The sequence below is a fragment of the Mucilaginibacter sp. 320_HR genome (assembly GCF_059691875.1).
Genome location: NZ_JCAWAI010000002.1, coordinates 713,156 through 726,913 on the forward strand (window position 1 = coordinate 713,156; position 13,758 = coordinate 726,913).

Annotated in this window: 13 protein-coding genes; 9 read left to right on the plus strand and 4 right to left on the minus strand. The window is 44.7% G+C overall.

What is annotated here, in order from left to right; all coding sequences use genetic code 11:
* Nucleotides 1-16 precede the first annotated feature (16 nt).
* Both aroQ and AC59GT_RS08825 read left to right on the plus strand, forming a co-directional pair.
* A complete protein-coding gene (aroQ, locus tag AC59GT_RS08820) occupies nt 17-439 on the plus strand; it encodes a type II 3-dehydroquinate dehydratase (protein ID WP_497237293.1) in 423 nt (140 codons plus the stop codon).
* A gap of 79 nt (nt 440-518) precedes the next feature.
* Nucleotides 519-3,047 carry a mechanosensitive ion channel family protein gene (locus AC59GT_RS08825; RefSeq protein ID WP_497237294.1) on the plus strand — a complete coding sequence of 843 codons (2,529 nt, stop codon included), beginning with the start codon at nt 519-521 and terminating at the stop codon, nt 3,045-3,047.
* A gap of 46 nt (nt 3,048-3,093) precedes the next feature.
* Here the strand turns inward: AC59GT_RS08825 and AC59GT_RS08830 are convergent, their stop codons facing one another.
* Both AC59GT_RS08830 and AC59GT_RS08835 read right to left on the minus strand, forming a co-directional pair.
* Nucleotides 3,094-4,137 carry a glycosyltransferase family 2 protein gene (locus AC59GT_RS08830; protein ID WP_497237295.1) on the minus strand — a complete coding sequence of 348 codons (1,044 nt, stop codon included), beginning with the start codon at nt 4,135-4,137 and terminating at the stop codon, nt 3,094-3,096.
* Nucleotides 4,134-5,018, minus strand: coding sequence for a lysophospholipid acyltransferase family protein (locus tag AC59GT_RS08835; RefSeq protein ID WP_497237296.1), 885 nt, complete (start codon nt 5,016-5,018; stop codon nt 4,134-4,136). Before AC59GT_RS08835 ends, AC59GT_RS08830 begins: the two co-directional genes overlap by 4 nt.
* 40 nt (nt 5,019-5,058) lie before the next feature.
* On the opposite strand from AC59GT_RS08835, the gene AC59GT_RS08840 reads away from it, so the two are divergent.
* The gene (locus AC59GT_RS08840) at nt 5,059-5,670 is read left to right on the plus strand and encodes a WbqC family protein (protein WP_497237297.1); all 612 of its coding nucleotides are present in this window, start codon (nt 5,059-5,061) and stop codon (nt 5,668-5,670) included.
* A gap of 2 nt (nt 5,671-5,672) precedes the next feature.
* Nucleotides 5,673-6,797: a magnesium/cobalt transporter CorA gene (gene corA / locus AC59GT_RS08845; protein ID WP_497237298.1), complete on the plus strand. Its 1,125-nt coding sequence runs from the start codon at nt 5,673-5,675 to the stop codon at nt 6,795-6,797.
* 76 nt (nt 6,798-6,873) lie between these two features.
* Here the strand turns inward: corA and AC59GT_RS08850 are convergent, their stop codons facing one another.
* The gene (locus tag AC59GT_RS08850) at nt 6,874-7,716 is read right to left on the minus strand and encodes a phytanoyl-CoA dioxygenase family protein (protein WP_497237299.1); all 843 of its coding nucleotides are present in this window, start codon (nt 7,714-7,716) and stop codon (nt 6,874-6,876) included.
* A 182-nt stretch (nt 7,717-7,898) separates the two neighbouring features.
* Here AC59GT_RS08850 and AC59GT_RS08855 point away from each other — a divergent pair, with 182 nt between their 5' ends.
* The gene (locus AC59GT_RS08855) at nt 7,899-8,417 is read left to right on the plus strand and encodes a helix-turn-helix domain-containing protein (protein ID WP_497237300.1); all 519 of its coding nucleotides are present in this window, start codon (nt 7,899-7,901) and stop codon (nt 8,415-8,417) included.
* 330 nt (nt 8,418-8,747) lie between these two features.
* Complete coding sequence (locus AC59GT_RS08860) at nt 8,748-9,482, plus strand: heavy-metal-associated domain-containing protein (RefSeq protein ID WP_497237301.1); 735 nt, start codon at nt 8,748-8,750, stop codon at nt 9,480-9,482.
* On the opposite strand, the gene AC59GT_RS08865 is transcribed toward AC59GT_RS08860, so the two are convergent.
* Nucleotides 9,479-11,107 carry an alpha-amylase family protein gene (locus tag AC59GT_RS08865; protein ID WP_497237302.1) on the minus strand — a complete coding sequence of 543 codons (1,629 nt, stop codon included), beginning with the start codon at nt 11,105-11,107 and terminating at the stop codon, nt 9,479-9,481. The genes AC59GT_RS08860 and AC59GT_RS08865 overlap by 4 nt on opposite strands.
* 87 nt (nt 11,108-11,194) lie before the next feature.
* Here AC59GT_RS08865 and lepB point away from each other — a divergent pair, with 87 nt between their 5' ends.
* The 3 genes from lepB to AC59GT_RS08880 all read left to right on the plus strand — a co-directional run bounded on the left by lepB (nt 11,195) and on the right by AC59GT_RS08880 (nt 13,606).
* Complete coding sequence (lepB, locus tag AC59GT_RS08870) at nt 11,195-12,334, plus strand: signal peptidase I (protein WP_497237303.1); 1,140 nt, start codon at nt 11,195-11,197, stop codon at nt 12,332-12,334.
* A gap of 65 nt (nt 12,335-12,399) precedes the next feature.
* On the plus strand, nt 12,400-13,338 hold the full coding sequence (locus AC59GT_RS08875; protein ID WP_497237304.1) for an MBL fold metallo-hydrolase: 939 nt from the start codon (nt 12,400-12,402) through the stop codon (nt 13,336-13,338).
* Between the two features lie 28 nt (nt 13,339-13,366).
* A complete protein-coding gene (locus AC59GT_RS08880) occupies nt 13,367-13,606 on the plus strand; it encodes a DUF3820 family protein (RefSeq protein ID WP_497237305.1) in 240 nt (79 codons plus the stop codon).
* The last annotated feature ends 152 nt before the right edge of the window (nt 13,607-13,758 follow it).

The window sequence follows — 13,758 nt, forward strand, 5'->3', positions numbered from 1 at the left end:
ATTTATGTTTGAGCAAATGAAGATACAAATTATCAACGGCCCTAATTTAAATCTCCTTGGTGTTAGGGAAAAGTCTATCTACGGCAATACTGATTTCGAGAGCTACCTTGCCACTCTAAAGCAGCGTTTCACCGATATAACCATAGATTACTACCAGAGCAACATTGAAGGCGAAATTATAAACAAACTGCACGAGATAGGTTTTACTTACGACGGAATAGTATTAAACGCCGGAGCTTACACCCATACATCCATTGCCATAGCAGATGCTATTGCGGCAATTAACACCCCTGTTATTGAGGTACACATCTCCAATGTTTACAAGCGCGAGGAGTTTAGGCATACATCTATGCTGGCAGCCAGTTGCAAAGGTGTGATAGCAGGCTTCGGCATGAACTCATACCAGTTGGGGATGGAAAGCTTTTTAATTGAGCTGTAGTTTGTGCTTCACGCAAAAGCTCGACAATAAAACCGGTGTTATTAATCTATTTGAATCATAAGCATTTTTATACCTCACGATGAACCGGGTAGTTAAAATATTTGTTCCGTTACTGCTCATATTGGGTTTATTTACAATTGATTGTGTAGCACAATCATCTAAAAAGGAACGCAAGCTAAGTGTGCGCGACTCGTTGCGGCAATCTATCCTGCGCCGCGACTCAATGATGAGGTCGTTTAAGAAGTCGGATACCACCATTAATACCCTGCTACAAAAAGTAGAATATTACACCAGTTCGTTCAACCAGATTAAAACAAGCCTGTCGCGCAATATCGATACCGCCGACATCAGTACAGGGCTTCCCTCCTTTGAGCGCCGTGTTGGGCTTATAAAGACGCTCATAGACAACGACAGGAGCAGCACCCTCCGCTATCTGTACGCCATTCGCGATATACTTACCCGCAGCGACACTCAACTGGACATATGGCAGGAACGTCTTAGCGATATCAACGCCAAATTGCAACAGAACCAGAGTGAGCTTTCGGCTATGAGCAAAGACTCTGGCCTACGCATTGTGCCGGCAGACAGCAGCCTGCGTACATCCTTTTTGGTACAGAAGATCGCGATTGATTCTAAACATAAAAGGCTGGATACCATTAACAAAAAGCTTCTGCTTAAAGTAGGTTTATTGCAGAACCGGGTGGCATCGGTATACATTTCGCTTATAGATCTGCGTGACCAGATAGATCTTAAGATACGGGAGTTCAGCGTGCAGGCATTGTCTGACGAGGACAACAGCATCTGGCACATGGGCGATAATACCGAAACGGATTTCCCGTCGGCACTTTCAAAAACGATAAACATGAATAGCCGCCTGCTTAACTTCTTTGTAGGCCGCGACCCGCTTATCCACTTTGCAGGTCTAATGATACTTGTGCTGTTCTTTATCTGGATCTATACCAATACCCGCAAGGTAATGCGTGTGAAAGATGCCCCGCACACCGTATTGGAACATGCTAAATACGTGGCGTTCTCGCCGCTTACTTCAACACTGGTGGTCACGTTCGCCATTGTGCCTAACTTTTACGACCACCCTCCCGTTGTGGTGCTCGAGATATTTTTCACCATCCTTATTGCTTCGATACTTGTTTTGGTAAAGCGCACCTGTCCGCCTGAATTGTTTAAGTTCATGCGTGTATTGTTTTGCCTTACAGCCGTTTATAGCTTCAGTAATTTATTTGTTGAGGTTTGTGATACCGACAGGGTGATTGTATTGCTGTTAGCTTTGGCTACTGCCGTGGTTAGCTACCGTTTTTACCTGGTAGTGAAAAAGGAACCCGGGGATTACCTCCCCTATACGGTACCTGTGTTGCGGCTCTTTATCATTTTGCTAACCGCATCATTCCTTTGCAACCTGTTTGGAAGGGTCACCTTATCCAAAATAATTGGTGTTACTGCGGTGTATAATTTGTGGCTGGCACTGGGCATGTATTACCTGGTGCAGATCATTATGCAAAGCATGTTCCTGCAGTTGGAGGGCAACAAGAACAGCAACTCGCTAAGTTCCTTTATCGACTTTAAAATGCTCCAGAATAAGTTCCGCAGCATTTTAACGGTACTTGCCGCAGTGCTTTGGCTGGTAATGCTTACACAGAACCTGAGTATAGAGGATGCGGTGTTCACTTACATCAAGAACTTCCTGACGCAAACACGCAGCCTGGGTGGCGCAAATACCACATTCACATTTCAGAGCATCATCATTTTTATTGCGGTTATCTGGCTCTCTTCCGTAGCTGCCCGTATTATCAGCTACCTTTATGAGGTAGCAGGAAAAAGTGCAACGGATATAGACATATTAAAAAAGAAGAACCGCACTTCTACCCTGCTTATCAAGATCGCTGTTTTTGCCGTGGGCTTTCTGCTGGCAGTAACCGCATCTGGCTTCCCGCTGGATAAGATAACAATCATTATTAGTGCCTTCGGTATAGGTATTGGTTTTGGCTTGCAGAATATTGTGAACAATCTGGTATCAGGCCTTATTCTCGCATTTGAAAAACCTATTCAAATAGGTGATATAATTGAGGTGGATAACCGCAGCGGTACCATTATGGAAATTGGCATCCGCAGCAGTAAGATAGCTACAAGCGATGGCGCGGAGGTGATTATACCCAACGGAGATCTTATTTCTCATCACGTTATTAACTGGACGCTGAGCAATAACAACCGGCGTGTGGAGCTGATCATCGGTGTGGCGTATGGTTCTGATATTGAAAAGGTAAAACAGGTACTATCGGACCTGTTGTGCAGCCGGGAAGACATTATGGACAACCCGGCGCCTCTGGTGTTTGTACATAATCTTAATGAGAGCTCGGTAGACTTTCGCCTGTTGTTTTGGGCTGCTGATATTACCAAGTGGCTATCACTTAAAAGTAACATACTTACAGATATTTACGCCACTTTTGCTCAGGAAGGAATTGAGATACCTTTCCCACAACGCGACCTCCACTTACGCCTCACAGAAACGCAAACCGATCTGTTTGCCAGTCAGGCCAAGTCAAAAGTTACTTCGGACGAAAAGGATCTTGATGGCGGTATATCAGGTAATTAAAATAGCTCTGGTTGTTGGTTGTTTTTGATTAAAAAAGAATTACACCTTAGCTAAAATCCTGCTTATCCAACTCACTGAACTTCTTCTTTTTCACCACAAAAAAATCCCACACAATGCTGCGTTTGTAGGTATGAGATGCGATGTGGTTACGTTGTGGAGAGGCGATGGCTTTTGGTTGCTGTTTTTTTGATTGAAAAAGCCCCCGTACAAAGTTCCTGTGCGCCTTACTAATTGCCCAGGCGTTTTTAGCCCTTCCATCCGCCAAAAACTTTACCAAAGCGAGCAGATCCATCCAGAAGCGGATGAATATTACACGGAACGCTTTACCTGCAGGCAGGTTGTTCTTTAAGAGCAACAGGTTATTACGGAAATTGAGGTAAGTTTTATAAGGGCTCTCGGCGTTAAGTGTGCCACCTCCTACGTGGTACACTACCGACTGTGGACAATAGACAATTTTATAGCCCATGTTCTTTAACCGCCAGCAAAGGTCAATCTCTTCCATGTGGGCAAAAAAACTCTCGTCAAAACCGCCGGCCTCATCCCAGTACTTCTTTTTTATGAACAGTGCCGCGCCTGATGCCCAAAATATTTCATCCTGCTTGTCGTATTGCCCTTTGTCCTCCTCCAGTTCCGTGAATATACGTCCCCTGCAGAATGGATAACCATACTTATCAATATAGCCACCGGCTGCACCCGCATACTCAAAATAACTCTTTTGATGGTAAGACCGCAGCTTTGGCCCTGCTGCTGCAATTGCTGCATCACTTTCCATTAGCTGTATAACGGGTTCTATCCACCCCGGTTCCACCTCAACATCAGAGTTCAGCAGCACATAATAATCTGCCTCTACGCTGCTTAACACACGGTTATACCCACCTGTAAAGCCATAATTCTCGCTATTCTCTAAAATAGCCACATCAGGGTACCTGCCTTTAAGGAAGGCTACAGACCCGTCTGTTGATGCATTATCGCCTACAACAACCTGCAGGTTTGGGTATGATGATGCCAGTACCGAAGGCAGGAACTGTTCCAAATACTTTTGTCCGTTCCAGTTTAGTATTACTACGGCAACTTTGGGCAGTTTACTCATTTATTAAAGTTCTCGGGTTTAAATTTCCAGCGCTTGTGGCTCCATAACCAGTACTGGGGTGTTTCGTTTATCTGCCGCTCCAGGTATCCTACGTGGCTGTTAGTTATCTCGTACTCAGCTGTTTCTTTCGGGTGCTCTATCAGGGGTATGAATTGAAAGGTGTAATACCCCCTCCTGATGCGTTCTATACGGTAAAATACAACCACAGCATCTGTCATTTTTGCAAGCTTCTCTATCCCCAGGAAAACCGCTGTAGGTTGGTTTAAAAAACTGGTGAAGTAATTCACTTCGTTTATGCCAGGCGTTTGGTCTGATGCCAGGGCGGTAATTGTTCGCTCGTTTTTTACCGAAAGCACAGTTCGTAATGTCTGCTTCATAGACACCATTGTAGAGCCAAACCTTGCACGCTGCTTGTTCAGAAAGTTGTCGAAAATGGGATTGTTCAACGGTTTATAAACAATAATGGTCTTATTTGGGGTAAGCAGGCCAAAGGCCAGTGCCGACATTTCCCAGTTACCATAATGCCCTGCTGCCGCTATTATGCTCCTGCCCTGGCTAAAATAATGCTCTACAATCTCGAGATTTAGCATTCGCATGCGCTTACGCAGTTCCTTTTCGCTAATGCTGACCATCTTAAAGGTTTCTACCAGTAAGTCGGCCATATAGCGAAAGTACTCTCGTTCTATCTTCAGCCTTTCGCTAACCGTTTTCTGAGGGAAAGCATTTTGCAAATTATCCCTTACAACTTTAACCCTGTACTTTATTAAGTGGTACATGATAAGGTAAAGCAAGTCTGACACAAGGTACAAGAACCAGAATGGCAGCAACGAAAACAGGCACCAGAAAAATATACCCACATTGCCACCCGCCTTTTTTAACATTATTTTAACCAATTTTGCTGCAAAAATAGGAAAATATATCATGATAGGTCGCGGCGCTGTTTTACCCTTGTTCTACCTCCCACCCGTTGAATACTTTACGCAGCTTAACAAATTTAAGCCGGACGTGGTAATAGAAAGGGAAGAACACTTCCCAAAGCAAACCTATCGCAACCGAGCAAACATTTACTCCCCTGATGGTGCATTGAGCCTGGTGGTGCCGGTTATAAAAGGATCTAAAACCCACACCAAAATAAAGGATGTAAAGATAAGCTACGATTTCAGGTGGCAGCGCCTGCATTGGATGAGCCTGGAAAGCTGCTACAGGCGCTCTGCCTATTTTGAGTACTACGAAGACCAGTTTGCACCCTTTTACCAGAAGTATTACGACTTCCTGTTTGATTACAACCAGGAGCTGCTGGAACTATTGCTTAAGCTGATGAAAATAAAACTTCCACTGCAATTTACCGAAACTTACGAAGCAGAGTACAACGGCCTTACCGATATGCGTTATAGCATTAGCGCTAAAACGCCCCCTGTGGTGGAACAAAAACCCTATTTTCAGGTTTTTGAAGAACGGCATGGGTTTTTAAAGAACCTGAGCATTGTCGACCTCCTTTTTAATCAGGGGCCGCAGGCAGTAAATTATTTATAGTAATGGGCACTTTTAACACCCGCGTACACTTCAAGAACCGCAAGTCTAAAATTAACGTGGGTGCGCAGCCCGGAACCATCGACATTCCGGAAGACGCGTTGCCGCCCAAGATCGTGATCTACTCGTTCAACCAAAACGATCTGCAAACTAGCGAAGGTACGGACATGAAAACCATTACCGAGCAGATTAAGGTTTGTAAGGATCATACCCATTGGATAAAAATTAACGGCTTGGGTGATGCTCAACTGATAGAAGATATAGGCACTTTCCTGGGCATTAATCACCTGGTACTGGAGGATGTGGTGAATACTCATCAGCGGCCTAAGTTTGACGAATACGACAACTATGTTTTTGGCACCAGCCGCATCATCTTTTTTAACAAGAATAAAGAACTGGTGAACTGCCAGTTTAGCGGTATAGTAAAGGACAATATTGTCATCAGCTTTGAAGAAAGCCATACCGACTATTTTGAATCTGTAAAAGCGCGCTTAAAGGCCGGCAAAGGCCTTATACGTACTGCCGGGCCCGGCTATATATTTTACGCGCTTACCGATACCATACTGGACAATTACTTTGTAGTGCTGTCGCAAATAGGCGACCGTATTGATGCTACCGAGGACAAACTTTATCTACGACCCGACAAAAGCATCATGTTTGAAGCACAACAGTTAAAGCGCACGCTGATCATCATTCGCCGTTCCTGCTGGCCGGAGAGGGACAAGATCAATGATATGATCCGCAGTGAAAGCGACCTGATCACGAAGGACGTGAAAATATATCTCCGCGATGCCTACGACCATTGTATACAGGCGATGGATATGGTAGAGAGTTACAAAGAGGTAACCAGCAGTATTATTGACCTTTACCTGAGTATGGTGAGCAACCGCATGAACGAGATCATGAAAGTGCTAACCATCATCTCGGTAATTTTCATCCCACTTACGTTTATTGCAGGTGTTTATGGTATGAACTTTAGCAGGACGGACACTCAGGGGCGTGTAATACCCGACAATATGCCCGAACTTTATACACACCATGGTTATGTTTATGCGCTTGGCGGCATGATAATCCTGGGTCTTATACAGGTGTTTATCTTTTGGAAAAAAGGCTGGTTTAATAAGTTGTAAACCATCTTTACCACACCTTGGCTAAATTTCTCCGTTCGGAGGGTTACCATACCCGATCAAACCACGCTATTGCCACCTATTGCTCCCAGCCGGTTTTCTTTAAAGCCGGGTCATTCTCCTTGGAAAGAAAATTATTATCAGACAGTGGTGCTGCCTCCCAGTCCAAAATAGCCTCATCAGGTACAATATTCACCGGAACTTTCCATGATGTTGAAGTTTCGTTGTAGGCCAGGTTAGACTGTAATGAATAACAGCTGATGATAGACCACCGCGGCGTATCTGACAAATTTGCCTCAGACCTGTGGAGCAGGTTACTATGGAAGAAAAGCGCATCGCCGGGCTCTAATTCACAGTAAACAAGGTCCATAGTTTTTAAGGCATTTTCAACCATCACCATATCTGCGCCTACTTGCTCGCCTGCAAAACCATGGTTAACCCGGCCAAGCCGATGCGATCCTTTGATGACCTGGAGACATCCATTCTGTTTATTAGCCCGCGTCAGCGCAACCATCACGCTCATTAATTCATCGGGGAACATAAATTGATTTTTATACCAGTAACCATAATCCTGGTGCCACTCCCAGGCACCACCTACACGGGGTTCTTTTTGCATCAGTTTGCTGTGAAAGTGACATACCGGCGCATGTTCACCCAAGAGTTGTGCTACCGGGGTTATCATCTTTTTGCTGCGGGTGAGGTAACCAAACACATCATTACCAGGCGTAAACCAAAGCGACAAACGCGTTTTCTTCCCGGTTTGATCATTAAGATCAAGCGCGTTCTTGCTCATGGCAGTATCGGTAACGGCAGCGTTATACATCGTCTCCGTTTCTGCAGTGCTACAGAAATTCTTTATAATGATATAACCGTCTCTGCGATATTGGGCAAGTTGTTCTTCATTGAGCGTGTTGCTTGGCATGGTTCTGTAATTGGTTATAGTAAATGTAAACAATTGCAATGTATTTTATTAGTTGACTTGCTAGCCGCAGAATGGCTGAGTGAAAAATAAGTTACAGAGGCCTTATCATCATAATGCCTTAAGATGGTTACTTTTGACACGTGAAACTGTACATCAGGAACATGGTTTGCAGCCGCTGCAAAATGGCTGTAAGATCCGCCTTTGAACAAGCCGGCTTAAAGCCCTTATCTGTTGAGCTTGGTGAAGTTGAACTTACTACCGAACCTGATAAGCTAACTTATGAACGGCTCGAAAATGAGTTAAAACCATTGGGCTTCGAGATAATAGACGACCGGAAAAGCCGGATAATAGAACAGGTAAAAACAGCCGTCATCAGCCTGATCCATCACCAGGAAGAACAGCCCGGCACCAACTTATCCGATTACCTTGCGGGAAAGCTCAACTACGATTATGGCTATTTGAGCAATTTATTTTCTGAAGTAGAAGGGACTACTATAGAAAAGTACTTTATTGCTCAGAAAACTGAGAAAGTTAAAGAACTATTGATGTACGATGAACTGACCCTTTCGCAGATTGCGGACAAAATGGGTTATAGCAGCGTAGCTTACCTCTCATCGCAGTTTAAGAAGCAGACGGGGCTTACGCCCACCTTCTACAAATCTTTAAAGGAAAACAAGCGCCGGAACATAGAAGATATTTAGAGCGTACCTGTACTAAAATTGCTGTGTTAAGTGTCCCAAGTTTGCTGTCCCACTTAACGACATTGAAAATAGTTTAATCGTTTAATACTCTAGCTATTAAATAATTAGCGTATTCTAAGTAAAGCTTTTGTACTGTCCCGGGGTGTCCCGCTCTGCTAAGTTAAGTCCTTATCTATCAGCTTAATGTACGTTTCATCTGTCCCGGGTGTCCCGCTTTCTAAGCGGGACACCCATCATCAGCAATCAGTAGATTTTATAAACCATTTACATGATTACATAAACACTGCCTCACTGTGGCGACGTATCTTTGTCTCATTAAAATTAATAACAATGACACATACCTATCATATAACCGGAATGACCTGCCAGGGCTGCGTTTTCAAAGTGCAGTCGGTGCTATCGTCAGTTCCCGGCATCACCAACGTTGAGGTGGATCTTCCAAATAATAATGCAAAGGTCAGCATGGATCATCACGTCCCTACAGCAGATCTGCAGGCGGCTTTCGCTCCTTATCCAAAATATGGTTTAACAGAAGAAACCCAGCACCAAAATGTGCCAAGCTTTGTCGATACTGAAGATAAGCGCTCCTTTGTTGAGACATACAAGCCGGTGTTACTGCTATTTGGCTATATACTGGTGGTATCGCTGCTGGTAAGCACCACCACAGGCTTTGACTGGATGTTAGCCATGCGTGTATTTATGGCAGGTTTCTTCCTGGCGTTTTCCTTTTTTAAGCTCCTAAACTTGCAGGCATTTGCAGATAGCTACGCCATGTATGATGTTGTGGCACGCAGGTTTAAGACCTGGGGCATTATTTACGCTCTCCTGGAGCTTGGGCTTGGCGTAGCTTACGTCGCTAACTTTAATCCGGTGGTGGTAAACATTATCACCTTGCTGGTAATGGGTGTAAGCATTATAGGGGTATTACAAAGCGTCCTCAACAAAAAGCAAATACAGTGCGCCTGCCTGGGCTCGGTTTTCAACCTGCCCATGAGCACACTTACAATTATCGAGGACGCCGTGATGATATTAATGAGCGCAGCAATGCTTGTGGTTACTATTTAGTCCCATTTAAAATTTACCTCGCGGTTGTTTAGCTTCCATTTGGCAGGCAGTGGATTGCTCATCCAGTCCAACGGCTCGCCTGTAGGCTGAACGCGGGCGGCATGTGCAAAAGCTGTCTTTATAGCGGCTTTTTTGTCCACGTCGAGTATATCCAGTTCTGCAGATATGAATAGCGGTGAGCCGCTTTCAGAAAGCAACTGCAGCCATTGACGGTTCTTTTCCCAAGGCACATCTTTTGTAAGGCCTACGCAGTCGCCATCAGCCGCATAAAAGGCGTTATGCTGCGGCAAACGGAAGCCGAGGGTATTCACACCGTACTTTTTGGTTCGCTCCCACTCACGACCGCTGGTGTCGTCGCCAATACGGTTGAGTTCAAATACACCGGCAGAAAGGTGGCTCATGGTATTGCAGCCAATAATGTACATATCTCCTGCTGCTCCTCTTATCGCCTGATACAGGTTATTGATGATTTCCGCGTTCGTTTTGGTTTGATCCTGAAAGGTCCATCCTGGTGCAGTGAAGGTATCTTTCATTTGGAAACCCCACCTGCCGAAGATATCCCAGGTGCTGAAGTCGTGCTTAACCATTTCATAACCCCATTGTTTGTATAAGCGAATGTTGCGCTTAACCCGTTCAACATTCTCGGGAATAGTTGGATCGAGTATTAATTCATCATTTTGGTCACGGCCTTTTATCTTCGGTGAAAGCAGCGTTTTACTATCATCTTTACGGGCAATTAGCGGTCGCGTCCACAAGCCAGGGCGCATACCCAACCCCTTTATCTCTTCACCCATCTTGTGCATATCCTTGAACTTTTCATTAGCTATAGAAAAGTCGTCAGGCTGCTGCCACCCGTCGTCAATTAAAGAGAATGGTTTATTAGCAGTATTGGTAACAAACTGCGCCATCGTAGCTGTTTGATCTTTTATGGTTTGGTAAGAGTTTTTACCATATGCCACATACCAATCATTAATACCGTATACCGGCTGTTTAGGTAAACGTGGTTTAGGGCACATCATCTTACAAAAGCGGTGATCAGTGGCATAAGCATTCTCTCCGGCGCTGCTTGAAGTAGTTATGATGTCTGACGCGTGCAATTTGCGATCGCCAAGTTTTACGCCGCCAGCACCGGAGTGTGTATCAATAGTAAGTGCAAGCTCATCTTCGCTTACTCCCCACCAACAAATAGTACTACAGCCGGTTTTTACACCAAAGGCAGCGGTGTTTGTGCCATCGTTAATTAAAACATACCAGGGATTTTTAACTTTCGCGTCTACAGATTTCCAGCCCATATCGGCATAGGTACGTTCCCAATGGTCGCCAAGGACTTCGCTAGAGCTTTTTACTTTGTTCTTCCAGGTTAACCTCACTCCCATCAGCTCAGCTTTAGGAGACTGAATGTATACAGATTTAGAATCTGCGCCGGATTTGATATCTACTCGGATATCCTGGTAGCTAAAGCCAGTTCCGCTACGGGTCATCTTTACCCATTGGTCGTTGATGTTTACCCAGGCTGCGTCGGGCTGTTGTACCAGCGCGAACGTACCAGCTGCGTATGTAAGATTACTAAACATAGCCGCGGCGGTACCTGCGACAGAAAGCTTAAGGAAATTGCGTCTTAACATAGATGTTTTGTTGTTGCGCTAAAACTAAAAATTTAATCTAAAATATGTTGTAACAAATAGAAAGTATGAAGGTCTAAAAACAACGGAATGTTAAAATCAACTTACGACGAGCATATGAACTGGAAATTTTTCTCCCGAAAAAAAGATGATGCGACCAAACCTAAAAAGAGCAAAACGCGAGAATGGCTTGATGCTATTTTGTTTGCTTTAGTAGCGTCTACTATAATAAGAGGGTTACTTTTTTCTGCATTTGCTATCCCCTCCGCATCCATGGAAGGCAGCCTGATGACCGGTGATTATCTTTTTGTAAGTAAGCTTGCTTATGGCGCGCGGATGCCAATGACGCCAATTGCTATACCCTTTACCGAATCAACCGTTACTAATTTAAATATAAAAACTTACTGGGACGGCTTACAGCTGCCATACTATCGCTTGCCGGGTTTAGGCAAGGTAAAGATTGGTGACGCGGTAGTCTTCAATTATCCTGCTGAAGTTGTACCGCGTCCGGTAGATATGCGTGTACATTATATTAAACGTTGCGTAGGTCTGCCAGGTGATATCATCACCATTGTTGATGGACAAGTTTATGCTAACGGAAAAGCGGAAAAGAACCATCCGCAAGCTCAAACATCTTACATAGTAACTACTGATGGTAATAACCTTAACCCAGAACTAATCCAGAACTTGCATATCGAAGTAAGGCAACAGTTGGACGCTGCTAATTACGAGATGATCATTCCCGCCGACAGCTATAACGAATTTAAGTCTACAGCAGGTATCAAAGCAATTAAGCCGGTGATTGAGCCAAAAAATGCTGCTGACATCCGCGTCTTTCCGCAGAGTACATTATTTAAGTGGAACGAAGACAATTTTGGCCCGCTCCTTGTCCCTAAAACAGGCACTACAATTAAACTAAACGATTCTACAATGGCGCTATACGGCCGTGCTATTGAGGTTTACGAACACAACAAACTCGAAGTTAAAGGGAAAGACATCTACATAAATGATAAGAAGGCTGATACTTATACCTTCAAAATGAATTACTACTGGATGATGGGCGATAATCGTCACAATTCCGAAGACTCACGCTTTTGGGGTTTTGTGCCTGAGGATCACATTGTGGGTAAAGCTGTAATTACCTGGATGAGCCTGGATAGTGAAGGTTCGTTCTTCAGTAAAGTACGTTGGAATCGCATCTTCAGGCCTATTCACAGTGTAGACCAGTAACATATCCTGCTGCTGATCACAAACCATTCTTTGCCAATACTGTTAGCATAGTACCATTATAACATATGCTGACAAAAAAAGTAAAATACTTCCAGGTTGGACAGGGCGTATGGGGCATGCGCCTTGCCTTTGTTAATATTTACATGATTGCCAACCGTCGAAGTGCGGGCAAGGGTTGGGTGCTTGTTGATACCGGCATTAAGGGATCAGAAAAAAAGATCATTGCAATGGCCGAAGCACTGTTCGGCCCCGGTACACGTCCATCGGCTATAGTGCTTACCCATGGTCATACTGACCACGCGGGCTCTGTTTGCGAGCTGCTTAAAGTTTGGGATGTACCCGTGTACGCACATCATATGGAAGCACCTTACCTTACCGGGCGCTCTTCGTATCCACCCGTCGATCCTGAAACCGGCGGCGGATTGATGAGCCTGATGTCGGTAATGTTCTCTACCAAGCCCATAAACATCAGCAAGAACCTTCGGGAAATAGATATGTACGACGGCATTCCCGAATTACCCGAATGGCGCGTCATCCATACTCCGGGGCACACTGCCGGGCATGTATCGCTGTTTTTTCCACTTAATACAACCCTGATAGCAGGTGATGCTTTTACTACTACTCAAGCCGAGTCGGCGTATTACCTGCTTACCTACAAAAAGAAAATTAGCGGCCCGCCCAAATACATTACCAGCGACTGGAAAGCCGCGGCCCATTCAGTACGTAAGCTTGCAGCGCTGCAACCTCGTATAGCAGCAACCGGGCACGGCCCGGTTATGAGGGGTAAAGAACTACAGGGCGAATTAAATTACCTGGCTAATCGTTTTGAGGAAATTGCTGTGCCGTTGGCCGGCAGGTATGTCCGGCGTGCTGCTATAACCAATGAGGATGGTGTAATGTACGTTCCGCCTTACAGGAGTAGCCCCAAACTAAAAACTGCAGCTGCAATAACAGGAGCTTTAGTTGGTTTTTTGTTGGTAAGCAAAGCAGCAAAAATGTGGTAAGCCGGTCAGCTTTAGCTAACTTCGGCACGTGGAAAACATAGGCCCCGACCCGCAACTGCTTATCGATATCGTAAAAACAAAAATGCCATTTGGCAAATACAAGGACACGCTGGTGTGCGATATCCCGGTAAGTTACTTGGAATGGATGCACCGCAAGAACGCCTTCCCTGCAGGAAAATTGGGTATGCTGATGCGTACAGCGTATGAGATTAAAATTAACGGTCTGGATAAATTGTTGTGGGCCTTAAAAGATAAAACACTCAAGTAGTTGCGCTGACAAACTGTCCCGCTTTGAGAGCGGGACACCCGGGACACGTGAAATACACAAACACCTGTGTAATAAGGGCTTACATTGTTAAAGCGGGACACACCGGGACAGTATAAACACTTTAGATAAAATTTACAAATACCTGTTGAACA

Bases quoted from the DNA above. Each gene is read 5' to 3' on its own strand.
- aroQ (WP_497237293.1), top strand. From the start codon at position 17: ATGAAGATACAAATTATCAACGGCCCTAATTTAAATCTCCTTGGTGTT.
- AC59GT_RS08825 (WP_497237294.1), top strand. From the start codon at position 519: ATGAACCGGGTAGTTAAAATATTTGTTCCGTTACTGCTCATATTGGGT.
- AC59GT_RS08830 (WP_497237295.1), bottom strand. From the start codon at position 4,137: ATGAGTAAACTGCCCAAAGTTGCCGTAGTAATACTAAACTGGAACGGA.
- AC59GT_RS08835 (WP_497237296.1), bottom strand. From the start codon at position 5,018: ATGTTAAAAAAGGCGGGTGGCAATGTGGGTATATTTTTCTGGTGCCTG.
- AC59GT_RS08840 (WP_497237297.1), top strand. From the start codon at position 5,059: ATGATAGGTCGCGGCGCTGTTTTACCCTTGTTCTACCTCCCACCCGTT.
- corA (WP_497237298.1), top strand. From the start codon at position 5,673: ATGGGCACTTTTAACACCCGCGTACACTTCAAGAACCGCAAGTCTAAA.
- AC59GT_RS08850 (WP_497237299.1), bottom strand. From the start codon at position 7,716: ATGCCAAGCAACACGCTCAATGAAGAACAACTTGCCCAATATCGCAGA.
- AC59GT_RS08855 (WP_497237300.1), top strand. From the start codon at position 7,899: ATGGCTGTAAGATCCGCCTTTGAACAAGCCGGCTTAAAGCCCTTATCT.
- AC59GT_RS08860 (WP_497237301.1), top strand. From the start codon at position 8,748: ATGACACATACCTATCATATAACCGGAATGACCTGCCAGGGCTGCGTT.
- AC59GT_RS08865 (WP_497237302.1), bottom strand. From the start codon at position 11,107: ATGTTAAGACGCAATTTCCTTAAGCTTTCTGTCGCAGGTACCGCCGCG.
- lepB (WP_497237303.1), top strand. From the start codon at position 11,195: ATGTTAAAATCAACTTACGACGAGCATATGAACTGGAAATTTTTCTCC.
- AC59GT_RS08875 (WP_497237304.1), top strand. From the start codon at position 12,400: ATGCTGACAAAAAAAGTAAAATACTTCCAGGTTGGACAGGGCGTATGG.